We start from the raw sequence: 18,972 nt of genomic DNA, 5'->3' as shown, positions 1-18,972 counted from the left end.
TCAGGCTCCGATCGTGATGCCGAGCCGGGAGGCCGCGGCAGCGTAGGCGACGTCCTCGGACGCCTTGACGGTCTCGCCGTCGGCGTCGAACCCGAGCTCGGCGACGGGGATGGTGTTCTCCGCGAGGGAGTTGATGATGGCCGTGGTGCCCTCGGGGTCGGCCTTGTGGAGGGCGAGGAAGTGGTCGCGGCGCGCGGCCGCGAACTTACCCTTCGCGATGGCGCCGTCCACGAGCCGCTCACGCTGCTCGGTGATCTGCTGCTCGCGTGCCTCGACGCCGGCGCGCGCCTGGGCGCGGAGCTCGTCGAGTGCGGTGGCGTCGATCATCTCGACGCCCTCGGGAACAGCGGGTGCCCGGCGGGCTGCGACGGCCGCGAGGATGGCCGTCTCGTCCGCGTCGTCCGCGAGCCCCAGGGAGGCTCGCATGGTGTTGAGCTGGTCGGTGCTGAAAGCCACGGCCGTCTCCTTTCCTGTGTGGGGGTCTCCGGGCGCGGACGCGGCCGGGGTCAGCGTCGCGGCGACGCGCAGGTGCGCGACGTCCTCGACGAGGTCTTCGTCGTCGTCGATGTCGTCTCCGACAGTGGCGGTCTCACCGGCATCGGGGATGACGGCGACACGGTCGGCGAGGCCGAGCTCGACGGCGTCTTTCGCGGGCAGCCAGGTCTCCTCGGCGAGGAGCGCCGCCCAGTCCTTCTCACCGGCCTTGCCGGCATAGATCTCGACGATGGTGGCCTCGAAGCTGTCGAGCGTGGAGGCGACCTTGCGGAGGTCGGTGGCGTTGCCCATCGCGAACGACCATGGCGAGTGGATCATCATCTGCGTGCCGGGCGACATGACCGTCTCGTCGCAGCCGACCGCGATGACGCTGGCGGCCGACGCGGCGAGGCCGTCGACGACCGCGACGATGCTGGCCTTGTGGGCGCGGAGCATGTTGAGGATCGCGACGGCCTCGGAGACCTCACCGCCGGGCGAGTTGAGGCGGAGGATGATCGTCTCGACGCTGTCGGGCAGCTGGTCAAGCACCTCCCCGATGTCGCTCGTGGAGATGCCCCACCATCCGCCGTAGGAGTCGATCGGTCCGTACATGCGGATCGTCGCGACCTCCACGCCCGCCTCGCCCGTGACGGGCGTGGTGACGGCGTTGAAGAACTCGGCCTTGGTCTTGGGCGGAGTGCGGTCCCCCCAATAGCGGTTCTCGTGCTTTCCCATGCGTCCTCCGGGGCGGTGAGCGGCCGTGTCGGCCGGCGAAGCGTCGATGTCGAGGTGGTCCGTCGTGACGACGTGTCCGTCCTCGCGGAGTGCGGCGGCGACGACTTCGGCGAGTGCGACCGATCGGTGCCTGCCCTGGGAGCAGCCGATGGCGAGCGATGCGTCGCCATCGCGTTCGGTGGCCTCCGCGACGAGCTCGTCGCGCCATTCCTGTGCGCGTGTGGAGCCCATGACGGAGTCCTGCACGTCGGGGTCGAGTCCGTTGGAGTCCTCGTGTCCGTTGACGACGATGCCGGGGATGTCGCGCACGTCGGCGACGACATCGGTGTCGGGGGCGTCGCGGAACGAATACCCGAACGTCTGCACTCGGACGCTCATGCCGCGTCCTCTGAGGTGTCCGTGCGCGTGGCGGGCGACGCCGGCGGCAGCTCGAGCGTGGAGCGGATGAACTTCTCGAGGTCCTCGTCGGCGTGCAGCACCCCTGTGGAGACGAGCGAGGCGATCGCGGTGAGGATGGCGCCCTGACGAGATCCGATCTCGTCGAATACGATCCGGGGCGCTGGCTCGTCGGGACCGTAGTTGATGTCGACGAGGTCCTCGACGATGTGCCTCGTGGCGGTCTCGCGGATGTTCTCGGCGACGGCCTGGATCGACAGCGTGAAGAAGTCCGCGAACGTAGCGCCGAGTGCCCACGAGCCGGTCTGGCTGCCGAGGTTCAGGAAGTGCGCGAGGACCGCGCGAGCGATCTGCTCGTCGTGGTACTTGATCTTCTCGAGGATGTCCGGGAGCGTGCCGGTGACGCCCTTGAGGTCGAAACTGGCACCGTTCGCCAGCGAGACGCCGGAGTTGTCTCCGGCCTGCACGGCCTCGACGATTTCGAGGCCCGCCTCGATGGCGGCCGCGGAGCCGTCTGCCGCTTCGTGCGTCGGTATGCCGAGACCGTTACGTTCGACGACCATCGAGTCGACGCGCAGGTAGCGGTCCTTGAGCATGACGTTCTTGTATGCCGAACGCAGTACGCTCTCGCCGACCCAGTTGCCGCCCTTGCGTCGGTTCGTGTAGACGACGAGCCGGTCGACGGGCAGCGGGGTTCCGCCGATCGTGCCGAACCCGGTGAGCACGCCGCCCTCGTTCAGACCGCCGTACTGCTGGATGCCGACGAGCCCACCGTCCGGGGCGACGTTCCACGCTGCGATCGTGCGCGCCGGCCGGTAGCCGAGCTTGCGCAGGTGGAAGAGGCCGTCCCCGCCCTCCTCGACGGATCGCGGACGGAAGTAGACCTGCTCGAACACGGCGTGCCCGAACTGCAGATGATCGGGGACGACGACGGCGAGGTGCTCGGTCCACGAGAACCGGCCACGCGTGCGGGACGCGGGGACGCCGTTCGCCTCCCCCGCGATCGGCAGGCCGAGGTCGGCGGCGACGTGCGCGGTCACCTCGGGACGGCAGCCCTTCCCGTCGACACGCCAACCGGTGCGCATGATCGGCGTCGCGATCGCGGACAGCACGCTCGACGCCTGCGCGTCCTGCCGGACCATGTCCTCGAACACGGGGATCGACAGCGGCCAGCGCAGCTCCGGCGTGCGCTCGTTCGTGAGATCCGACCACCATCCGGATGCGGACTGCGCGGTGTATCCGCGCTCACGCGTCGCCGCGGAGGAGTGCACGAACGCCTGCACGCGCGGCGTGCGGCGGGTGGTCTGGCGGACGCGGGGGCCGGTCATGGTGCCCCCTCTCGAAGGGTCAGAAGCTGGATGTGCGCGGGTCGAACCCGCCGGGCTTGCGAGTCCGGAAGTGGCGCGGCTGCTGGCCGGGACCGGAGGCGCCGTCACCGGTCCGGTTCGCTCGACGGGAAACACCGGCTGCCTGCGTCGGCTTCGCGATGTCAAGACCGTGCGCCGCCCACGTGGCGGCGATGATCGCCGACGAGCTCTCCGTCGTCGTGCGCTTCCACGTCGTCGAGCCCTGCACCGGCCGTGTCTCCGCTGCCGCCGCGGCGCTGGTGAGCACGAGGCCGCCGGTGTGATGGATCGTCGGGTCCTCCGCGGCGAAGGCGTCGTAGAAGTTCCCCCAGGCGGCGGTGACGTCCGCGACCTTGAGCATCACGAGCGGCACCCCGGCGTCACGGAGCGGACCGATGAGGGAACCGGCTGGCCCGCCCGGGTCGATCACAACCCCGAGGTTGTCGTGTGCCTGCGTGAGGCGCTTGAGCTCGGTGACCGCCCACGCGACGCCGACCTCTTCCGCGATCGCTTCGACGTGCTTGTGACCGTCGGCTCGCCATCCGGCGGCGACGATCGCGGTCGAGCTGCGATCCATCCGCACCTCGACGGAGAACGTAACCGGTCCGACCATCTTCGATTGGCGGTCCTCGCCGGCTTCCCACCGGCGGCGCGGGATCGCCCAGTCCTCGCCCTCGTCGCGCGGGTAGTCGCCCACACCGAGACGCTCGGCGGCGAACCGTGTCACGTCCAGCGCGGCCCCCATCGCCACGTACTCCTGCATGACGTAGTCGAGCGAGATGCGTCGGCCGAGCGCGGGGTTGACGCGTGCGATGACTTGCGGGTCCGCGGGGTCGTCGACGTCCAGGTCGGCGGCGAACCGTGCCATGAGCAGGCGACGCTCGCGCGGTTCCTCGCCGGCTTCCCGGCGCTGCAGCTCGGCGTTGGTGCGCTTGACGAGACGGCCGAGCACGGTCGAGCTCCGTTTACCGGCCGACCCGCCGTACCAGATCTGCGGGTCGCCCGTGATCGAGCGGGCCGCGAGCGAGGGGAACAGTGCCGCGATGTGGTCGTCGGTGGCGTCCTGGACCTCGTCGATGATGACGCAGTCTCCGGTGAGCCCACGACCGCCGCCCGGGGTGCGGGTGCGGAACTTGATCATCTGCCCCGTCTTGCGTCCGGGCCGCGGCTTGAGGAGGATCGCCTCCTTGCCGTTCGCGGACGGTGTCTTCCACAGCTCGCGCTTGAGGTCAGGGGACGACTCGATGTACTCGACCATGCGGGTGTACGCCTGCATGGCGGTCTCGCCCTTGTGCGCCGAGTAGACGACCAGGTCCTCACGGAAGACGTAGAGGCCGACGAGCGCGCGGAGCTCGAAGATGACGGACTTGCCGTTCTGCCGGCTCAGCTCGATCGCGTTCTCGTACGTCGCCCACTTCGACCCGCCGTCGGGCGTGCGTCGGCGCCCGAGCCCGTGTGTCAGGAACTCGTCCTGGTAGGGGTCCAGGTCGACGCCGACCATGTCCGCGATCTCACGCACCGCGACGACGTCGGAGTAGTCGACGTCGGGCGGCACGAGAAGGTGCGTCGGAGTCTGCGAGCCGAGCAGCTCAAGCGTTCCCTCCGGCACGACGTTGGTCCTCTCGCTCGCGACGCAGACGCTCCATGCGGTCCTCGGGGACGACGCCCTCGGGCACGTCCCCGCTGCCGGCGCGCGGCGTCGGCGCCTGCGCTGCTCGCACGGCAGCGGGGATCTTCGCCCACTTCTCGGGGAACCGCCGCTCGAGGAACCATCGGTCCGCGTCGGACGACTTCTCACGCACCGCGCGCAGAGCGACGTACTCGGCCCTCGCGATCGCGATCGCGAGGTTCTGCGCGTACTCGGCATGCGCCGCGGTCATCAGCTCGGTCGAAACCTCGTCGGTCGGAGGCGCAGCCTTCCACTCGGCGTGCTCGTCGGCGGTGATGCCGTACGCGAGCGCAGCCCGGTCGGGCTCCATACCGAGCACGACCGCGTCGAGGATCAGTTGCGCGATCACCGGATCGAACATCGCTCACCACGCTCTCGACGGCCGGAAGCGCTCCTTATGCGAGCGCAGCATCGCGCCGAGCGTGCCGCCGGCGGAACGGTTGCAGTCCGCGTGCTCGATGCGGTCACCGACCGAATGCGGGTCGATGGCGTGGTCGACGGTGTGACCGAGGTCGAGGTCGTCGGTCTCGAGCATGATGTTGCCGCAGCGCGGACACGGGGTGTTGTACGCGAGGGGAAGCAGTTCGGCGCGGCGCTTCTGGTGCTCCCACCCGTATGGAGAATCCGTCATCCCCACCCCCTCGCAGGAAGCCGTGTACGCCCCGTAGAGCGACGTGGTCTCGTCAGGTCATCGCCGTCCAAGCCCGCCGTGAACGGCCGTCCTACCCGGGGTGGACGCCCGCCCCGGGTAAAAATTCCTGATCCCGGGGAGAAAAAAAGAGGTGGGGCAGGGATGAGGAAGACGCTCGAAGCCGAGATTTTTTCGCGGAAACGGGGAGAAGACCTGCGCGACGACACTCGCCCGCCAACGACGAACGCCCCATCCGGATTGGACGGGGCGTTCGGTAGTTACAAGTCTGACGCAAGGCTCAGCCTATCACGATGCCGTGCGGGATTTGAAGGGTTTTCGTTTGGCCTCATGCCACTCGTCGTGTCGGACGACGTCGAACACGACCGCACCGCACTCGAGACAGACGTCCACCTCGACGCGATCGGCCGAGTCGGCGAGCCACCCCGACTGGACGGGCAGTACCTTGCGCTCGGTCAGCATCTTGATCTCGACCTTGCCGCCCTCAGCCATTGCCCTGCCCTCCGGTCTCGACACCGTCGTACGTCGGCCCGACGTGGAGCACGGTCGCAGGGAACGCGATCCACGTCGGACCCCACCGGCCTGCTACACCGGCCTGCTCCCACCCGCGCCCGCTCACCTTCTGCCGAGCATCGCCCATGTGGTCCCGGATGATCGAACCGACCGGCAGCGCGTCCGCCTCAGCCTCGGACGTGATGACGCCGTGCTCAGCCATTGCTCTGCCCTCCGGTCTCGGCGATGCTGCCGATGAGGTAGCCGCGCTGCTCGCAGACGGGACACTCGGTGAACGAGTAGCGAGACGTGCCCGGCGCACGATCCCCCTCGCGCTCGGCGCGGAGGAAGCCGACCCCCTCACATGCGCTGCATTCGACGTTGCCGGGCTTGTGGCGGTGGCAGAAGGTCTGCTCCCCCACCATGGTCCAGGTCTCGTCGTCGTTGAAGCCACGCGGCTCGGCGAGCGCCTCCACGACGTACTCGCGCGGCATGTGCGACGCGCCCTCGTGGTCTTCGTTTGGAAGGGTCTCCTCGCATCCCTTGGCGTCACACTCGGCACGGTAGAACGTCTCACTCGTGATGCTCATCGGTCTTCTCCTCGTAGATCGCCGGGTCCCACGGGTGCCACTCCGTGTCGGACTCATGCAGCACGAGTCCATTCGCCCAGTCGACGCCGACCTCTGCTCCGTGACTGCTCATCGGCTCTTCTCCTCGCTCGGGTTGAGGGCGGCGGTCAGGGTCGCCTGAATGTAGGGGCGGAGCGTCTGGCGCTTCGACGCCGTGGTCGGCCACGATGAGCCCGTCCCCAGCCAATCCACCAGCTCGCCCTCCTCTCCTGCCTCCGCTTCGAGATAGCCCGTGATCCCTCGCTCGACCATCTCCTCGGTGACCTGCACGGGGGACGGCTCGCCCGCACGCACACGGATCGCTGAGCACAGCGTCGCCCACGTGTCGGCGTAACCGTGCGCGTCGTAGAACGTGTCGAACGCCCCAGACGTCACGTGCCCGTAGAGCGCCATCCAGACCTCGAGCATCGCGTACCGAGGGATCGGGCCGCCGTGAGCGCCGGGGTCGTCACGCTCGGCGGGCGTTCCAACCTCGGTTGGGGCGTCGGTCTGACCCTCCAACTCCGGGGCCGCCTCCGTGGGAGCATCGGCGGGCTTGTCGACCGCTGCGCGGACCGCCCGGATGATGTGCCGAAGAGGCTCCCCCGAGTGCTCGTCGAGCCGGTTCAGGACGCCGCTCGGGACAATCCCGCGCACCTGATCCACGATCCCGCGCAGACGGTCACGCTCGGCCCGGGCATCGTCACGCTCGATCTGCACGAGTCGCGTCGACGATGCCACCAGGGATGCGAGACGCTTCGCCTTCTCGGGTGATCCCGCAATCGCCGCGTACGCCTCTGCCAGCTCGTCCCGCATTTCGAAGAGGGCGTCGGCGGCACGGTCGATCAGCGCGACAGTCTCACTGTCAAGCGGATACGCACCACGCGCGAATCGCGCATCCGCGATCAGCTTGTCGATGTCGGTCATGATGCGTTCTCCAGGTCGGGCAGGTCCACGTGCCCATCGGCTCGCAGCCCGCGGATGATGTCACGCAGTTCGTCCTGGGAGACGTAGAAGGTCGTGACGGACTCGATGTGGTCTTGCAGATCGGAGATGAAGCGCTCCGCCTCGCGCTGGGGCATCTTCACGACTGCCCCTCCCCCTGAGCCCTGATGCGGGCGGCGATCCGACGTGCGGTGTCGTCGCGGGCGGCAGCGGTGAAGGACGTGACCCGGCCGGGCTCGGTTAGGCCGTCCGCGATCCGCGCCGCCTTCTCGCGCTCCTCCTGGCGAACGGCCTCGACCATTCGGTCAAACGCCTCAGCCCGGAACCTCTCGCGTGCCTCCTCGGCTTGGTCGACCTCTACCCACGGGCGAGGCTCACCGCCCGTCTCGACGTACTCACGCATCTCCGCCACACTCGGCGTGTACGGCTCGGTGTCGGTCATGATCCCTCCTGGGTGGTCTTCTCGGTGAGTGCAGGGACGGTGCCCCAGCGGATCCAGCCGGTGCCCATGTGGGCCTCGCGCCTCTGCCTCGGATGGGGCGAAGGAAGCTCGCACCGGGCACGGTCGCGCATCCACGCATCACAGCGGGGCATCACTCGGTCCGCTCTCGGATCTCGAAGCGGGCGAGGAGGGCGTCGGCGGATTCTCGTGCCGCGTCGATCCCAATCGTCGTCGAGTAGTACCCGGTCCCGACGACGATGCCCGAGATCTCCTCGGCCACCGCCTCCCGTGTGGCGGGAGCCGTGGGCGCACCGACCGCCGCGAGGATCGCCTTCGTGATCGTGCCGACCAACAGCCCCATCGGCTCGCTGACCCACTCCTCGGGCTCACCGCTCGGGAAGCCCCGGGTTTCCACCATCGCGGCGTCGTGCAACGCCTCCTCGATCACGTCCCCGAGCGCACGCTCATCCAAGGCGGGAGCCTGACGAGATGCCCCGGCGATGTAGCCGTCGATGAACGCTTCGGCCTCCCAGTAGTCCCGGTCGTGCGGGCTGTCCGCCCACCCCGGGCGATAGTTCTGCGCCTCGGCGCGGGCCTCAGCCTCGACGCTCTCGTGCTCGGTCATGACTTGTCCTCATCTGTGCGGCTTTCGTGGCCAGTTGTGAGCGCTCGGTGGGTCAGCCGCTGCTCGGTGACGGCGGCGATGTAGGCGTCGACGACCACACCGGACGCGTGGACGACGGCGCCCGCGAAGAGCGCGAACCCGCGAGCGAACTCGGCGATCGCGTCGACCCAGAGCCGTCCGATGCTCGCCAGGTCGATGTGCTGCAGCTGCGCGAGCATCTCCCGCTGCTGTCGTTGCTGCTTCCGGATCGCGCGACCCGCGCGACGTCTCTCTGCCTTCATGTCCTGTCCTTCCTCGGGCGCCCAGGGCGCTTGCTCTTCCTGGCCGCGACGACCAGGTCCTCCCGGTAGAGGCCTCGCTCCGCAGCGAGTGCGGCGGTTCGGCGGTCGTGGGTGGGTTCGGTGTCGGCGGGGTGGAGGAGTCCTTCGTCGATCCAGGTGCGGATGGTGCGTTCTGTGCGGCCGGCGGCTTCCGCGGCTTGGGTGAGGGTGAGCCAACGGGCGGTCATGCGGCTGTTCCTTCGAGGTGGGTGGTGATGTCGTCGCGCCGGTAACGGCCGTCGCGTTTGGTGACGATGCCCTTGTCTGCCCAGTGCCGGATGGTGGCGGGGGTGCGGTGTGCGAGGCGGGCGGCGTCGGCGAGGGTGAGCCATCCGGGGTCGTGGGGGGTGGGTTCTTCGCGTTCGATTTCGTCGCGGAACACGTGCGCCCACAGGCCTCCGTCGTCGGCGCTGTTCGCGACCCATCCGCATGACCGGCACAGGTACCGGGTGTCGTTCCCGCCGCGGCGGGGCGGCTGGACGTGCACGGTCAGACGTGCGCACTCCGGGCACGGCTGCTCCGCGGTGCGGGGCTGGTCGTCGAGCGGGAACCGGGCGAGGGCGTCGGCGACGGTCCACCGGTCCGGGTCCCCCGGCGTGCGGGCGGCGATGTCGGCGTGGAGGCCGAGGGCGGCGTCGTGGTTGTTCGCGATCCGGTCGAGGTCGGTGAGGATGAGGTCGGCGCAGGCGGCAGCGTCCTCATGCGACGACGCGGCGTCGGCGCCCGCCTCGAGGCCCTGAGCCCGCCACGGGTGCCCATACCCGAACTGCACGTACAGCGCCCACGCACGAAGCGCCTTCACGATGTCGTCGGAGGCGTCGATGATCGACGCCTGCACCGGAGCGGGAAGCTCGATCCGACCCGACAGCACGAGACGGTCGAAGTTCCACGACGACCGAGTCGGGTCCGCGATCGAACGCAGATGCCCGACGACATCCGCCGCATCCTCAAGACACCCCCGGATCGCCCGATAGCAGCGCTCACAGATGAGCGCTCCGTCACGCGCCTCGACGGGGACGCAGCCCCTGCACGTGCCGTCGGCGTTGCCGTAGTCGGGGCACGCGGCGAAGTGCTCGCCACGGATCGTGCACCCTCGGGCGCAGTAGCGTTCACTCGTCATCGGTCGACTCCGTTCCGGCGGGGTGGGTGCGTTCGTAGTTCCAAGCCATGAACTCCATGCGGCGGTCCTGACACTTCACGCAGGGCTCCCCGTCTGATCCGTCCGGGAGGTGGTCTGAGCAGAAGCGTGGGGGCGGTGGGCGCAGAGTGTCCCGGCGGGCCGAGGGCGGGGCCTCTCGCGCGCTCGCGCCCTCTCTCGCGCGCTCGCGCTCTCTCTTCTCTCTCCCTACCGATGCTATGAATTCGCTGTGATCGGGCGTTGGCGGGTGCCCCACGCCCTCGTGAGGAGGGGCCGTGAAGCGCTCGAAGGCGTACCGTTCGAGGCCGCGATCGTCGACCCATGTGCGCAGGATCGCCGCCGCTTCGAGCTCGAGAACGTCCATCGACAGGCTCTCCGACGTCACCGTCGTGTCGAGCGGGAAGAACTGCCCCTTGATCAGCGGGAGGTTCAGACGCGCGCTCGACGACGCCCCCAGCCGCGAGCGCAGCACGAGCGACAGGAACCGCGCCGTCACCGGCAGCATGTTCATGTCCTCGTCGGTCAGCTCGGCAGTCAGCTCGTCGGGCGAGAGTTGCAGGGGTGGGTCCTGGTTCATATCGGGTGATTCCTTCGTGGATGATCATGTCGACGGCGATCTCGACTGCTTCGGGGGCGACGAGGAAGCACTCTGTCCACCCCTTGCCTTCGTGTGGGAGCACGTGGGCTGCGGCGTCGCGGGAGGTGAAGGCGGGGTCGAACCATTCGTGCAGGGTCGCGAGGGCGCCGGCTTCCCACGAGGCGGGGGTGTTCTCCCAGTACCACTCGATGCGTGCGCCGGCGGCTTCGTAGTCGTTCAGGCGGCTCTCTCGCCAGGCACGGCCGACTTTGAGGGTCATCGTGTCGGGGAAGTAGACGACGTAGAACTTCGCCAGCTCGGGGATGTGCACCTTCCCCGTCGCCGGGTTCAGGCGGCGGCCTCGCGGGCTGCGGAGTAGCGGACGGGTCGCGGTGGTGGTCATGACCACCCCAGGGCGTTGGCGATGCGGGTGCGGTCGGAGCTGGACAGGTTGACGGCCTCGTCTTGGAGGACGATGGTGGGCCGGGCGCCTCGAGCAAGGCGAACGACCGCGGCCTTGCCAGAACGGTGTCCGCCTGGCGAGACGTACACGCCGCGGCCGACGTATACCTCGGTGCCGCTCAGCGCGATCGTCGCCCAGGCCAGCTGCCACGGCATGAGCTCGATCCCCGCGTCGAGCGCGATCCCGGTGATGAGGCGTTCCTGCCGGCGGCGCTTGCGGATGGCGCGGCCGGCTCGGCGCTTGTCGGCGCGCATCAGTCGTCCGCCAGTCCGAGCCAGATGAGGAAGCGTCGCCACCAGGAGCGGGGTTCGGGAGCCCAGTCGTATCCGGTCGAGTCGTTCGAGGCGACGTGATCGGTCGCACGGTGAGGGTGGTACGGGTCGGGGTCGATGCCGATCATGCGCAGCGCCGCCCGGCGTGCTTCCTCGTCCGTCAACTGCGGCGGGGCCTGCTCGCCATCAGGACGCATGCCAGCGAGGGCACGCTCGGCGGTCTCCGCGCGCGTCTCGGCGACGGCGAGCTCCTGCTCGAGGCGGACGGCGGTCTTGCGGGCACGCTCCGCGGCGAGCCACCAGTTCACCTCCGCCCAGGTGGGACGGTCATCGGAGTGGTTGTCGGGGGCGCTCATCGTGTTCCCTTCGTGGGCAGGCGGTCGCGGGTCGTCTCCCACACGCATGCCCCGTTCGAGCGGTTCGTGGACGCGAGGATCACGACGTCGCCTGCGGCCCATCGGATGAGCCAGCGGACGTTGCCGATGGTGACGACGTCGCCCACCGTCCAGCGGGCGACGACAGGGCGGGGACGTGGGGTCTCGAGGAGAAGGCTCATACGTGGGGTCCTTGGGTCAGGTGGGCGGCACCGCGGCGTGCGGCGACGAATCGGTCGTACTGGTCGGCGAGGAGACGGCAGAGGATCGGGTCGTGCGCCTGGCCCTCCGGGGAGCGCCAAGCGCGACCGAGGAGCGCGTGATACCAGGCCGGCGCGATGCCGAGCTCGGCGCGGATGGCCTCGTCCTTCCACCCCGACTGCTCCCGGTGCTCCCGCTCGAAATCGAGCAGCTGCCCCGGCGTCGGCCGCGGCGAGCGCACGCCGGTCCGTGCCCGGTTCGGTGTGAGGAGGGGTGTCTCGGTGTAGGTGTCGGTGGGGGTCATGCTGCCCATCCCTCCCTGGTGTCGGCGTCGTGGCGTTGCTGCTCGTAGCGGGCGAACGTGGGTCGCGGGTGGGTGGCCCAGTGTTCGAGGAGCTCCTCGGAGGCGTACGCGTTCGCGTAGGTCTGGTTGCTGCGGAACAGGCGGACGGGGTCGATGCCGGCGGTCTTCCCGGCCCGGTTGAGGAGCGCCCCGTTGCACGCGGTCTCTGCGGCCTCGTATGCGGCCCAGAGGACGTCCTCGTACTCGGCGCGGATCTGCGCACGCCGGTCGAGGGCGTCACGGACGAACGGGCTGCCGGTCATGACCGGCCCCACCGTTTGTGTGCGGCTTGCCGGGTCGTGCCGGTCGCTGCGGCGATGCCCGCCCACGTCACACCCCGCTCCCGCTGCCCCTTCACGGCGGCGGCGATCGCGGCGTCAAGGTCGGCCCGGATGGCGATGAGCATGCCGAGCTCGATCTCGTCCGCGTCGGCCACACGCTTCGACGCGGACCGGATTACACGGCGCACGAATCCGAGCCATTTCGCGGTCTCAACGTCATGCTTGGGCATCCGCCGCACCTCCCCCGAGTACGCGATCCGGTGTCAACCCGCGGTTGACCTCAGTCGAGCCCGATGGCGTCGCCTCCCAGAGCGTGCGGGCGACGTGGTCCGCGCGGTTTTTCCGCGGACGTGACGGCGTGCTCCACCCGGGCCGGGACGGGCGCTGCGCGAGCACCCGATACCCGGCGGCACGCAGGCTCGCGCCGGTCTCCCCGTCCTGCGTGTAGGTGATGAGCCGGTCGTAGCCGAGCGCGAACGTCGCCCGCTTGCAGGCGCCGTAGAGCATGCTGTTCGCGTTCCGGGTGCCGTCCGTCGCGGAACGGATGACCTCGAGCGTGCGGCCCTCGGACTGGATCACCCGAGACACTGGACGCCCCACGATCGCCACCCCGACGAGACGCTCACCCTTCGCGACGCCGACAGAGAACTTGTGCCCAACCGGCGCGGCGTGGTGCCGATGGTGGGCGTCGACGAACTCCTGCGCGTGCTTGAGGTCGACGGGCACGATGCGAAGATCGCTCATCCGGCCACCTCCGCGAACACGAGATCCCACGCATCCCGCACACCCGGCTCAGCGAGCAGAGCACCCAGGATCGCGGCACCCATCAGAGGCGGGACAGCGTTCCCGATCTGCAAGAACTGCGACGTCTTCGACCCCCGCCACGCGAAGTCGGGCGGGAACGTCTGCAGGGTCGCCGCCTCGTCACGCGTCAGCTTCAACGCGGTGCCCGACTGCTCGCCGTGCCCGTGATGCTCCCGCGTCGTGACCTCGCCCTTACCCGCGACCGTCGTCGCCGGGGCGTCCTTCCACTTCCACAGGTCCGCGCGCGCGGTCAACGTCGGAGCCGGCGCATCGACGGACTTCGAATAACGCTCCTTCCGCCCACCACCCAGTTGCGAGTCCTGGTTCGTCTCGAGCCGCTCACCTCGGCGAGGCACCTTCCACACGAACCCGCCGGAGGCGTTGCCCCCACCGTTCGCGCGAAGCGTCGGCGCAGGCTGATCCGCCCGCCGGCCCGGACGCTCCCCATACCTCTCCGTCTGCCCCGCACCACGCAACGCATGCGCCTCACGCGGATCATCCGAGTCCCAGCCGAGCGCTTCGGCCATCGACACCCACTTCTCCACACCCGCGTCCAGGCGGGACGGGTCCGTCGAGTAGTAGCGAGAATGCGTCGGTGCCGGCGGCTGCACCTTCCCATCGAGACGAGCCATGAGGATCGCCCGCTTCCGCGTCTGCGGCACCCCGAACATCTCCGCCCGGAGGATGCCCGTCCACACCGAGTAGCCGAGGGTGCGGAGCACCGCGGCGATCGCGTGCCACACCGGCAGCACCTCCGGCACCTGCTCCAACGCCACCAGCTCGGGGCGATGCGCCCAGATGTGCGCGAGCGGAGTGAGAACCAGCGCGGTCCGCGGGTCCAGCCGGTCCGCCAGCCCGTGCAACTGCTCGGGTTTCTTCCACGACTCGTCGTCGATCGCGGCCAGCACATCAGCGAGCGCGTCCCGGCCTTCCCCGTTCCCCGCCATGCTGAACGTCTGACACGGCGGGGACGCGATGTAGAGCCGGTGGGCGGGGATCAGCCACGGGAAGAACAGCCCCGACCACACGTCACGGACGATCGTGCGCATCCCGTTCGCCGTGCGGGAACGAATCGCTTCCTTCGCCCGCTCGATCCCGTACTCCCGGACACCGAGCCACTCACACGCGACACCCCACCCGACACCCGCGAACGCATCCACCGCGGCCGTAGCGCTCACCAGGACACCACCGATACAGTGCGGGCATGAGCCAACAAGTCATCGACTTCCTCAACGATCTTCCCGACGCATCCGAGGGGCATGAAGTCAGCGAATTCGGCGTCTACTTCGACAACCAGGAGGTAACGGTCCGAGTCATTGATCGAGGTGCCGACTCTGGTCACATCCGATACACCGTTGAGGCATGGCTTTCCGCGAGTACCCATCTGCCGCCGTGGGAACGCGGCAACGGATATAGCAGTGGAAATGCGGCGCCCACTCTCGAGCTCGCGTTGCATGAAGTCCACTGGAACGCGATCCGCAACGAAGCGCTGAAGGACGACTGACCCGGCGGCGGCCTTGGCGCTCATGCTGCGTCACCGCCCCACAGATCGAGCACGCCAGCGCGGGCCCGGTTGATCCAGAGCACCTCGACACGATCCTTCTGCACCGCGTTGCCGGTGAACCCCGCCAGCTCGACCCGGTCCCACCCGGTGAGCGCTCGGTCGTAGAGGTCGGCGGCGTAGCCGGAGAGCATCACCGCGGCCCGGCAGTCGAGGAGGGCGTCGAGGAGACGCTCATGGTCGACCGCTGCGCTCATCTCGTGCGCGTAGCGGCCACCCTGCCGGGTCGAGGACAGGTACGGCGGGTCGACGTACAGTAGGTTCCTGGCGTGCTGCCCGTACTGGGCGATGACGTCGAGGGCGTCGCGGTTCTCGAGGGAGACGGCGGCGATGCGCTCGGCAGCGGGGATGATCCGCCCGCGGTAGGCGTCCATGTACATCGCGTACGACGCGCCGGTGTTCCGGCCGGCGGGGTCGGCGAAGAACCGCCACCCGGTGCGGTTCAGGGTGCGGGAGCGGCCCTGGGTGAGGAGCACCCACACCTGGCGGGCGGTCTCAAGCTCGTCGAGATCCGTGCGCAGCTGCATCGCCTGCTCGAGCTCTGCCCGAGAGTGCGGGGTCAGAGCGGCCGCTCTAGCCAGGTCGAGCGGACGGTCCCGCAGGACACGCCAGAACGTCATCAGACGCCCGTCGATGTCGTTGACGACCTCGATGCCCGCGGGCTTCGGCTTCGCCAGCAGCACAGACAGGGAGCCCGCGAACGGCTCGATGTACCCGTCGTGCTCCGGCATCAACGCGACGATGCGCTCCGCGAGCGACGTCTTCCCACCGAAGTACGCGATCGGCGGCTTAAGTACGCTCATGCGGCGTCACCGCCCTGCGGGTCGTCGAGGCGGATGATGGTGAGGGTGAAGCCGCGGTCCGAGACGAGGCCGGCGGACTGGGAAACGGGCAGGATCGCGGCGCGGTCCTTGACCATCAGCGCGGGGCGGTCGTCGGCGACGACGCCGGCGCGGACGATGGCGTCGAAGAGGCGCTTCTCGAGGCGGCCGAGGTTGTCGACGTCGCGGACGTGGTTCGTCGTCACCCACCACGTCACGAGCGCGCGGCAACGACCGAGAGCGGGGATGCGGGCGAACTGCTGGATCAGCTGCTGCGCGTGATCCCGAACGTCCCGCTCCGCCACGGCGGCACGCCGCCAGTTCGCGCCCTTCGGGCCGTTCATCGGGAGCGGGTTCGTCGGCCACGCGAAGTGCACATGCCACATGCCCGGGGCCGGGTTCGACCACCCGCGCACCTCAAGCTCCGTGCGCTCCACCGGCGTCGTGCGGGCGCTCATCGTCCATCCCCGCACACGTGGGAGTGGTGATGGATCGCCATGACCAGGAGGTGCTCGAGCAGGTCCTCCACGCGCTCCGCGTGGTGGGTGCCGTTCACCCACGGCAGCACGAGCGCCATCAGCATGTCGTGGTCACGGTTCGCGGCCGCGGTGACGATCTGCGCCGACGTGAGCTGCATCGGCGAGTACCCGGCACGCGGGTCGATCGCGAACGGCGCCATCCGCATCGGCGCAGGCAACGCAACCCGGTACTCGTGCAACGCCACAGCGGCCTCCGTCGCGACCGCGAGGATCAGGTGCATCAACTCCTCCCCATCGGTCGGCTGCAGGGCGCTCAGCGCCGCCGAACGCTCCTCGTCGGGTCCGTGGAGGACGGCGAGCCTGTGCGCCTGCCAGCGGGCGATGCCACGCTGCGCGGCCTCCGCGCGTGCGGCGGCGTCGTGATCGGTCATGCTGCTTTCTCCTGCTCTGTGACGCGCGCGGCGGCACGGGCGGCGGCGCGCAGACGGTCGACGGTCTTCTCCGCGCAGCCCACGACCTCCGCGATCTCCCGGTGGGTGAGCTCGCCACGCTCCGCGAACGCGTGCACGACACGGTGGAGCTCCTCGCCCCGCAGGCGGGCCGGGGTGCCGACACGGTGCTGCTCGAGGAGCGCGGCGAGATCCAGCTCGAGGTCGAGTTCGTCGTCGGTGACGAACGACTGCGACGGCAGCTCCGGATCGGTGTCGACGTCGTCCCACGCGAGCGGGCCATGCCAGCCCCGATCGCGGGCATGACGCTTCGTGCGCGCAATCATCGCCCGCTCCGTCGCCGTCTCCCCCACCGCCGGCGTGACCGACAGCACCTCATACAGGTCCCGCACCTCGCGAGCCGTTCCCGCGGTGACACGTCGGGCGCGGGCGAGGCGTGCGACGTTTGTGTCGATGCGGCCCAGATGACGGCCAATGACAGCGAAGGACCAGCCCATCGCGGCAAGGGCACGCAGACGGCGGCGCGTGCCGCGTCCGTCAATCACCGCGTGCGCGGCATAGTGATCCAGCGTCGGCGTGAACCCGGCCAGCGTGCGGGCGACGCGCGCCGTCACGAGCTTCTGCTCGGCGCGGGTGCCGTCACGGCGCGTATACCCGTAGATGAGGTGGTCGACGTTGGCACCCGTGGCCTCGCGCAATGTCCGCACGCCGACGCCCTGCGCGATCATGCCCTTCACGTGCTCCCGGATCGGGGCGGCTGGGACGAAGCGCCGGTCGTACGTGCCGTAGGCGAGCTGCCGGCGGCGAACCCGCTGCCTCGCCGTGTTCTCTGCCCTGCAGGCGTCGCACCGGCACTTGTGGTGGAAGTAGCACGTCGTCGTCTCCGCGTGATCGTGCTCCGGCGGGCACGCGTGCCGCGCAGGCGAACCGGCGGCGGTCACAGTGTCACCGCCAGGGCTGCGCATCCGAACGCGACGGCAAGGATCCCGACCGTCGTCGCGAAGAGAAAGCCGAGCGACTCCTCCCACGGCATCACCGCGAGGACGACGATCGCGGCCACGAGCGGCAACGCTGCGAGAGGCTCGTGCGCGATCGTGATGTTCAGCAGCAGGACGACCGTGAAGAACGCCGCGACGCACACGCTCACGAGCGCGGTGACGGCGATGCGCCGGTGTCGGGCGCGACGAATACTGGTGGCCATGACGGCACCTTCCATGGGTGGTCAGTCGAAGAGAGCGGGAGTGAGCGCCGGGGTGAACTCCGGCGCGTCGGAACGGAGCGAAGCGCGGAGCTTGTCCATGCCGGCGGGGGTGACGTAGATGCGGGGGTAGGAGGCGTGCTTCCCGCGCGACGGGTCCGGGTGCGGGATCTGCCGAACCGTGAGGAACCCCTCGGCGCGGGCGTGGTCCGTGGGCGTCCATTCGTCGCCGGCGCGGCGCACCCACCCGCACCGCTCGAGGTACGCGAACAGCTGCACCCGGTTCATACGGAGGCCAGGGTTACGGAGCAGCTGCGCGGCGGTCTGGTCGATCGTGAACGACACCAACGGGGACACGTCCCGTCGGGCCTGAGCGACGACGTCCGGGGCGAGCAGCTGCGGGAGCGTCACGTCCAGCCAGCCGAGAAACTCCCGCGCCGGTTCCTTCCCCGCATGCTCGGACACCTTCGCGACCGCAGCCTCGAGCGTGTAGAACGGGACACCGTCGAGCTCCTCCGGCCACTCGTCACCGAGGACCGTCTCACCCGCAGACCATGCCGGGACCTGCGCGAGGCGCTCGACGTCGTCCGCACGCAGGAACGTGCGATCCCCGTCGACGACGATCATCACGTCGCCACGGCGTGGCCACCGGGCGATCAGCTTCACCGGGATCACCATGGTCAGCCCCTCCCCTGCGTGCACACGCGCTCGTGCGTGAGCGCCGCGACGAGGATCGAATCGAGAGGCCCCGCAGCGTGGAAGCCGCACGGGCACCGGAACCCGGCCATCAGGCAGCCACCTCCGCGAGCGTGGGGACCGCGTCACGCACCAGCGCCGCGGTGATCGCCCACATGCGTGCATCCGCGAGCGGTTTCCCCTCGGCGATCGCGTGCCCGATCATCGCCCGGTCCTCGCCCTCGCGATCGAGGAGAACGACGACGTCACCGTCCGCCGCTTCGATCTGCAGCTCGGCGACACCGATCGCGATCCGCGTGCCGCTTTCGTCCGGGAGCATCGCCGGGGCCATCAGCTCGCCTTCCCGCGGGGCTCGACGCGAGCGCTGGTCAGCCAGGCGATGACGTCGGCACGGGTGTACCGGATCATGCGGCCATCGGGGATCGTGATGTACGCGGGACCGGTGTTCTCCGCACGCCACCGTTGCAGCGTGGCCGCGGTCGTCTCGAGGAACCCGGCGAGTGTCTTCGGGGACATCACCGCGGGCATGTCTTCGAAGCCCGGGACCTCGGGGGCCGGTGTCGCGCCGTCGGCGCGGAGGGGCGTGATGTTGCTCATGCCGCCACCGCCTTCGG

General features: G+C 69.5%; 34 protein-coding genes. 1 reads left to right on the top strand and 33 read right to left on the bottom strand.

Annotation, left to right across the window (positions count from 1 at the left end; translation table 11 throughout):
• The 25 genes from N8K70_RS03895 to N8K70_RS03775 all read right to left on the bottom strand — a co-directional run bounded on the left by N8K70_RS03895 (nt 1) and on the right by N8K70_RS03775 (nt 14,332).
• Entirely contained in the window at nt 1-1,587 is a 1,587-nt protein-coding gene (locus tag N8K70_RS03895) for a head maturation protease, ClpP-related (RefSeq protein WP_317140304.1), read from the bottom strand.
• Nucleotides 1,584-2,933: a phage portal protein family protein gene (locus tag N8K70_RS03890; protein WP_317140303.1), complete on the bottom strand. Its 1,350-nt coding sequence runs from the start codon at nt 2,931-2,933 to the stop codon at nt 1,584-1,586. Before N8K70_RS03890 ends, N8K70_RS03895 begins: the two co-directional genes overlap by 4 nt.
• Nucleotides 2,934-2,952: 19 nt before the next feature.
• A complete protein-coding gene (locus N8K70_RS03885) occupies nt 2,953-4,560 on the bottom strand; it encodes a hypothetical protein (protein ID WP_317140302.1) in 1,608 nt (535 codons plus the stop codon).
• Nucleotides 4,541-4,981 carry a hypothetical protein gene (locus N8K70_RS03880; RefSeq protein ID WP_317140301.1) on the bottom strand — a complete coding sequence of 147 codons (441 nt, stop codon included), beginning with the start codon at nt 4,979-4,981 and terminating at the stop codon, nt 4,541-4,543. Before N8K70_RS03880 ends, N8K70_RS03885 begins: the two co-directional genes overlap by 20 nt.
• 3 nt (nt 4,982-4,984) lie before the next feature.
• Nucleotides 4,985-5,251 carry a hypothetical protein gene (locus tag N8K70_RS03875; RefSeq protein ID WP_317140300.1) on the bottom strand — a complete coding sequence of 89 codons (267 nt, stop codon included), beginning with the start codon at nt 5,249-5,251 and terminating at the stop codon, nt 4,985-4,987.
• Between the two features lie 306 nt (nt 5,252-5,557).
• The gene (locus tag N8K70_RS03870; protein WP_317140299.1) at nt 5,558-5,761 is read right to left on the bottom strand and encodes a hypothetical protein; all 204 of its coding nucleotides are present in this window, start codon (nt 5,759-5,761) and stop codon (nt 5,558-5,560) included.
• On the bottom strand, nt 5,754-5,984 hold the full coding sequence (locus N8K70_RS03865; RefSeq protein ID WP_317140298.1) for a hypothetical protein: 231 nt from the start codon (nt 5,982-5,984) through the stop codon (nt 5,754-5,756). The genes N8K70_RS03870 and N8K70_RS03865 overlap by 8 nt, the downstream gene beginning before the upstream one ends.
• Nucleotides 5,977-6,351, bottom strand: coding sequence for a hypothetical protein (locus N8K70_RS03860; RefSeq protein ID WP_317140297.1), 375 nt, complete (start codon nt 6,349-6,351; stop codon nt 5,977-5,979). Before N8K70_RS03860 ends, N8K70_RS03865 begins: the two co-directional genes overlap by 8 nt.
• Nucleotides 6,335-6,463 (bottom strand): hypothetical protein, encoded by a 129-nt coding sequence (locus N8K70_RS03855; protein ID WP_317140296.1) that lies wholly within the window; start codon nt 6,461-6,463, stop codon nt 6,335-6,337. Before N8K70_RS03855 ends, N8K70_RS03860 begins: the two co-directional genes overlap by 17 nt.
• Complete coding sequence (locus N8K70_RS03850; protein ID WP_317140295.1) at nt 6,460-7,296, bottom strand: hypothetical protein; 837 nt, start codon at nt 7,294-7,296, stop codon at nt 6,460-6,462. Before N8K70_RS03850 ends, N8K70_RS03855 begins: the two co-directional genes overlap by 4 nt.
• Complete coding sequence (locus N8K70_RS03845; protein ID WP_317140294.1) at nt 7,293-7,457, bottom strand: hypothetical protein; 165 nt, start codon at nt 7,455-7,457, stop codon at nt 7,293-7,295. The genes N8K70_RS03850 and N8K70_RS03845 overlap by 4 nt, the downstream gene beginning before the upstream one ends.
• Nucleotides 7,454-7,756, bottom strand: coding sequence for a hypothetical protein (locus N8K70_RS03840; RefSeq protein ID WP_317140293.1), 303 nt, complete (start codon nt 7,754-7,756; stop codon nt 7,454-7,456). Before N8K70_RS03840 ends, N8K70_RS03845 begins: the two co-directional genes overlap by 4 nt.
• A gap of 151 nt (nt 7,757-7,907) precedes the next feature.
• Nucleotides 7,908-8,381 (bottom strand): hypothetical protein, encoded by a 474-nt coding sequence (locus tag N8K70_RS03835; RefSeq protein WP_317140292.1) that lies wholly within the window; start codon nt 8,379-8,381, stop codon nt 7,908-7,910.
• Nucleotides 8,378-8,662 (bottom strand): hypothetical protein, encoded by a 285-nt coding sequence (locus N8K70_RS03830; protein WP_317140291.1) that lies wholly within the window; start codon nt 8,660-8,662, stop codon nt 8,378-8,380. Before N8K70_RS03830 ends, N8K70_RS03835 begins: the two co-directional genes overlap by 4 nt.
• Nucleotides 8,659-8,889, bottom strand: coding sequence for a MerR family transcriptional regulator (locus N8K70_RS03825; protein ID WP_317140290.1), 231 nt, complete (start codon nt 8,887-8,889; stop codon nt 8,659-8,661). Before N8K70_RS03825 ends, N8K70_RS03830 begins: the two co-directional genes overlap by 4 nt.
• Nucleotides 8,886-9,821, bottom strand: a complete 936-nt coding sequence (locus tag N8K70_RS03820) for a hypothetical protein (protein ID WP_317140289.1) — start codon at nt 9,819-9,821, stop codon at nt 8,886-8,888. Before N8K70_RS03820 ends, N8K70_RS03825 begins: the two co-directional genes overlap by 4 nt.
• Nucleotides 9,811-10,416 (bottom strand): hypothetical protein, encoded by a 606-nt coding sequence (locus N8K70_RS03815; RefSeq protein WP_317140288.1) that lies wholly within the window; start codon nt 10,414-10,416, stop codon nt 9,811-9,813. Before N8K70_RS03815 ends, N8K70_RS03820 begins: the two co-directional genes overlap by 11 nt.
• Nucleotides 10,417-10,815: 399 nt before the next feature.
• Entirely contained in the window at nt 10,816-11,133 is a 318-nt protein-coding gene (locus N8K70_RS03810) for a hypothetical protein (RefSeq protein ID WP_317140287.1), read from the bottom strand.
• The gene (locus N8K70_RS03805) at nt 11,133-11,507 is read right to left on the bottom strand and encodes a hypothetical protein (RefSeq protein WP_317140286.1); all 375 of its coding nucleotides are present in this window, start codon (nt 11,505-11,507) and stop codon (nt 11,133-11,135) included. The genes N8K70_RS03810 and N8K70_RS03805 overlap by 1 nt, the downstream gene beginning before the upstream one ends.
• On the bottom strand, nt 11,504-11,707 hold the full coding sequence (locus N8K70_RS03800; RefSeq protein ID WP_317140285.1) for a hypothetical protein: 204 nt from the start codon (nt 11,705-11,707) through the stop codon (nt 11,504-11,506). The genes N8K70_RS03805 and N8K70_RS03800 overlap by 4 nt, the downstream gene beginning before the upstream one ends.
• Complete coding sequence (locus tag N8K70_RS03795) at nt 11,704-12,030, bottom strand: DUF3263 domain-containing protein (RefSeq protein WP_317140284.1); 327 nt, start codon at nt 12,028-12,030, stop codon at nt 11,704-11,706. The genes N8K70_RS03800 and N8K70_RS03795 overlap by 4 nt, the downstream gene beginning before the upstream one ends.
• The gene (locus N8K70_RS03790; RefSeq protein ID WP_317140283.1) at nt 12,027-12,332 is read right to left on the bottom strand and encodes a hypothetical protein; all 306 of its coding nucleotides are present in this window, start codon (nt 12,330-12,332) and stop codon (nt 12,027-12,029) included. The genes N8K70_RS03795 and N8K70_RS03790 overlap by 4 nt, the downstream gene beginning before the upstream one ends.
• Entirely contained in the window at nt 12,329-12,580 is a 252-nt protein-coding gene (locus N8K70_RS03785; protein WP_317140282.1) for a hypothetical protein, read from the bottom strand. The genes N8K70_RS03790 and N8K70_RS03785 overlap by 4 nt, the downstream gene beginning before the upstream one ends.
• Nucleotides 12,567-13,094, bottom strand: a complete 528-nt coding sequence (locus tag N8K70_RS03780) for an XF1762 family protein (RefSeq protein ID WP_317140281.1) — start codon at nt 13,092-13,094, stop codon at nt 12,567-12,569. Before N8K70_RS03780 ends, N8K70_RS03785 begins: the two co-directional genes overlap by 14 nt.
• Complete coding sequence (locus N8K70_RS03775; RefSeq protein ID WP_317140280.1) at nt 13,091-14,332, bottom strand: DNA cytosine methyltransferase; 1,242 nt, start codon at nt 14,330-14,332, stop codon at nt 13,091-13,093. The genes N8K70_RS03780 and N8K70_RS03775 overlap by 4 nt, the downstream gene beginning before the upstream one ends.
• Before the next feature lie 26 nt (nt 14,333-14,358).
• Between N8K70_RS03775 and N8K70_RS03770 the strand changes: the two genes are divergently transcribed.
• On the top strand, nt 14,359-14,658 hold the full coding sequence (locus N8K70_RS03770; RefSeq protein ID WP_317140279.1) for a hypothetical protein: 300 nt from the start codon (nt 14,359-14,361) through the stop codon (nt 14,656-14,658).
• A 20-nt stretch (nt 14,659-14,678) separates the two neighbouring features.
• On the opposite strand, the gene N8K70_RS03765 is transcribed toward N8K70_RS03770, so the two are convergent.
• From N8K70_RS03765 to N8K70_RS03730, 8 genes are all read right to left on the bottom strand, one after another.
• Entirely contained in the window at nt 14,679-15,518 is an 840-nt protein-coding gene (locus N8K70_RS03765; RefSeq protein ID WP_317140278.1) for a DNA adenine methylase, read from the bottom strand.
• On the bottom strand, nt 15,515-15,994 hold the full coding sequence (locus N8K70_RS03760) for a RusA family crossover junction endodeoxyribonuclease (protein ID WP_317140277.1): 480 nt from the start codon (nt 15,992-15,994) through the stop codon (nt 15,515-15,517). Before N8K70_RS03760 ends, N8K70_RS03765 begins: the two co-directional genes overlap by 4 nt.
• Nucleotides 15,991-16,446, bottom strand: a complete 456-nt coding sequence (locus tag N8K70_RS03755) for a hypothetical protein (protein WP_317140276.1) — start codon at nt 16,444-16,446, stop codon at nt 15,991-15,993. The genes N8K70_RS03760 and N8K70_RS03755 overlap by 4 nt, the downstream gene beginning before the upstream one ends.
• Nucleotides 16,443-17,192: a hypothetical protein gene (locus N8K70_RS03750; protein ID WP_317140275.1), complete on the bottom strand. Its 750-nt coding sequence runs from the start codon at nt 17,190-17,192 to the stop codon at nt 16,443-16,445. The genes N8K70_RS03755 and N8K70_RS03750 overlap by 4 nt, the downstream gene beginning before the upstream one ends.
• Nucleotides 17,193-17,401: 209 nt before the next feature.
• Nucleotides 17,402-17,665 (bottom strand): hypothetical protein, encoded by a 264-nt coding sequence (locus tag N8K70_RS03745; protein WP_317140274.1) that lies wholly within the window; start codon nt 17,663-17,665, stop codon nt 17,402-17,404.
• A gap of 21 nt (nt 17,666-17,686) precedes the next feature.
• Nucleotides 17,687-18,340, bottom strand: coding sequence for a phage antirepressor KilAC domain-containing protein (locus N8K70_RS03740; protein ID WP_317140273.1), 654 nt, complete (start codon nt 18,338-18,340; stop codon nt 17,687-17,689).
• 109 nt (nt 18,341-18,449) lie between these two features.
• Nucleotides 18,450-18,689: a hypothetical protein gene (locus N8K70_RS03735; protein WP_317140272.1), complete on the bottom strand. Its 240-nt coding sequence runs from the start codon at nt 18,687-18,689 to the stop codon at nt 18,450-18,452.
• Complete coding sequence (locus N8K70_RS03730; protein ID WP_317140271.1) at nt 18,689-18,955, bottom strand: helix-turn-helix transcriptional regulator; 267 nt, start codon at nt 18,953-18,955, stop codon at nt 18,689-18,691. Before N8K70_RS03730 ends, N8K70_RS03735 begins: the two co-directional genes overlap by 1 nt.
• Nucleotides 18,956-18,972 lie beyond the last annotated feature (17 nt).

Origin of the sequence: Microbacterium sp. AB, assembly GCF_032878875.1 — a bacterium.
GTDB lineage: Bacteria > Actinomycetota > Actinomycetes > Actinomycetales > Microbacteriaceae > Microbacterium > Microbacterium betulae.
This window is presented reverse-complemented; position numbering and strand designations above follow the sequence as displayed.

Excerpts from the sequence above, each read along its gene's own strand:
- N8K70_RS03825 (WP_317140290.1), bottom strand. The coding sequence starts at position 8,889 with ATGACCGCCCGTTGGCTCACCCTCACCCAAGCCGCGGAAGCCGCCGGC.
- N8K70_RS03790 (WP_317140283.1), bottom strand. The coding sequence starts at position 12,332 with ATGACCGGCAGCCCGTTCGTCCGTGACGCCCTCGACCGGCGTGCGCAG.
- N8K70_RS03890 (WP_317140303.1), bottom strand. The coding sequence starts at position 2,933 with ATGACCGGCCCCCGCGTCCGCCAGACCACCCGCCGCACGCCGCGCGTG.
- N8K70_RS03745 (WP_317140274.1), bottom strand. The coding sequence starts at position 17,665 with ATGGCCACCAGTATTCGTCGCGCCCGACACCGGCGCATCGCCGTCACC.
- N8K70_RS03835 (WP_317140292.1), bottom strand. The coding sequence starts at position 8,381 with ATGACCGAGCACGAGAGCGTCGAGGCTGAGGCCCGCGCCGAGGCGCAG.
- N8K70_RS03795 (WP_317140284.1), bottom strand. The coding sequence starts at position 12,030 with ATGACCCCCACCGACACCTACACCGAGACACCCCTCCTCACACCGAAC.
- N8K70_RS03810 (WP_317140287.1), bottom strand. The coding sequence starts at position 11,133 with ATGCGCGCCGACAAGCGCCGAGCCGGCCGCGCCATCCGCAAGCGCCGC.
- N8K70_RS03800 (WP_317140285.1), bottom strand. The coding sequence starts at position 11,707 with ATGAGCCTTCTCCTCGAGACCCCACGTCCCCGCCCTGTCGTCGCCCGC.
- N8K70_RS03750 (WP_317140275.1), bottom strand. The coding sequence starts at position 17,192 with ATGATCGCGCAGGGCGTCGGCGTGCGGACATTGCGCGAGGCCACGGGT.
- N8K70_RS03815 (WP_317140288.1), bottom strand. The coding sequence starts at position 10,416 with ATGAACCAGGACCCACCCCTGCAACTCTCGCCCGACGAGCTGACTGCC.
- N8K70_RS03755 (WP_317140276.1), bottom strand. The coding sequence starts at position 16,446 with ATGACCGATCACGACGCCGCCGCACGCGCGGAGGCCGCGCAGCGTGGC.
- N8K70_RS03865 (WP_317140298.1), bottom strand. The coding sequence starts at position 5,984 with ATGGCTGAGCACGGCGTCATCACGTCCGAGGCTGAGGCGGACGCGCTG.
- N8K70_RS03870 (WP_317140299.1), bottom strand. The coding sequence starts at position 5,761 with ATGGCTGAGGGCGGCAAGGTCGAGATCAAGATGCTGACCGAGCGCAAG.
- N8K70_RS03785 (WP_317140282.1), bottom strand. The coding sequence starts at position 12,580 with ATGCCCAAGCATGACGTTGAGACCGCGAAATGGCTCGGATTCGTGCGC.
- N8K70_RS03875 (WP_317140300.1), bottom strand. The coding sequence starts at position 5,251 with ATGACGGATTCTCCATACGGGTGGGAGCACCAGAAGCGCCGCGCCGAA.
- N8K70_RS03830 (WP_317140291.1), bottom strand. The coding sequence starts at position 8,662 with ATGAAGGCAGAGAGACGTCGCGCGGGTCGCGCGATCCGGAAGCAGCAA.
- N8K70_RS03730 (WP_317140271.1), bottom strand. The coding sequence starts at position 18,955 with ATGAGCAACATCACGCCCCTCCGCGCCGACGGCGCGACACCGGCCCCC.
- N8K70_RS03765 (WP_317140278.1), bottom strand. The coding sequence starts at position 15,518 with ATGAGCGTACTTAAGCCGCCGATCGCGTACTTCGGTGGGAAGACGTCG.
- N8K70_RS03860 (WP_317140297.1), bottom strand. The coding sequence starts at position 6,351 with ATGAGCATCACGAGTGAGACGTTCTACCGTGCCGAGTGTGACGCCAAG.
- N8K70_RS03840 (WP_317140293.1), bottom strand. The coding sequence starts at position 7,756 with ATGACCGACACCGAGCCGTACACGCCGAGTGTGGCGGAGATGCGTGAG.
- N8K70_RS03855 (WP_317140296.1), bottom strand. The coding sequence starts at position 6,463 with ATGAGCAGTCACGGAGCAGAGGTCGGCGTCGACTGGGCGAATGGACTC.
- N8K70_RS03770 (WP_317140279.1), top strand. The coding sequence starts at position 14,359 with ATGAGCCAACAAGTCATCGACTTCCTCAACGATCTTCCCGACGCATCC.
- N8K70_RS03880 (WP_317140301.1), bottom strand. The coding sequence starts at position 4,981 with ATGTTCGATCCGGTGATCGCGCAACTGATCCTCGACGCGGTCGTGCTC.
- N8K70_RS03740 (WP_317140273.1), bottom strand. The coding sequence starts at position 18,340 with ATGGTGATCCCGGTGAAGCTGATCGCCCGGTGGCCACGCCGTGGCGAC.
- N8K70_RS03735 (WP_317140272.1), bottom strand. The coding sequence starts at position 18,689 with ATGGCCCCGGCGATGCTCCCGGACGAAAGCGGCACGCGGATCGCGATC.
- N8K70_RS03850 (WP_317140295.1), bottom strand. The coding sequence starts at position 7,296 with ATGACCGACATCGACAAGCTGATCGCGGATGCGCGATTCGCGCGTGGT.
- N8K70_RS03820 (WP_317140289.1), bottom strand. The coding sequence starts at position 9,821 with ATGACGAGTGAACGCTACTGCGCCCGAGGGTGCACGATCCGTGGCGAG.
- N8K70_RS03805 (WP_317140286.1), bottom strand. The coding sequence starts at position 11,507 with ATGAGCGCCCCCGACAACCACTCCGATGACCGTCCCACCTGGGCGGAG.
- N8K70_RS03895 (WP_317140304.1), bottom strand. The coding sequence starts at position 1,587 with ATGAGCGTCCGAGTGCAGACGTTCGGGTATTCGTTCCGCGACGCCCCC.
- N8K70_RS03780 (WP_317140281.1), bottom strand. The coding sequence starts at position 13,094 with ATGAGCGATCTTCGCATCGTGCCCGTCGACCTCAAGCACGCGCAGGAG.
- N8K70_RS03760 (WP_317140277.1), bottom strand. The coding sequence starts at position 15,994 with ATGAGCGCCCGCACGACGCCGGTGGAGCGCACGGAGCTTGAGGTGCGC.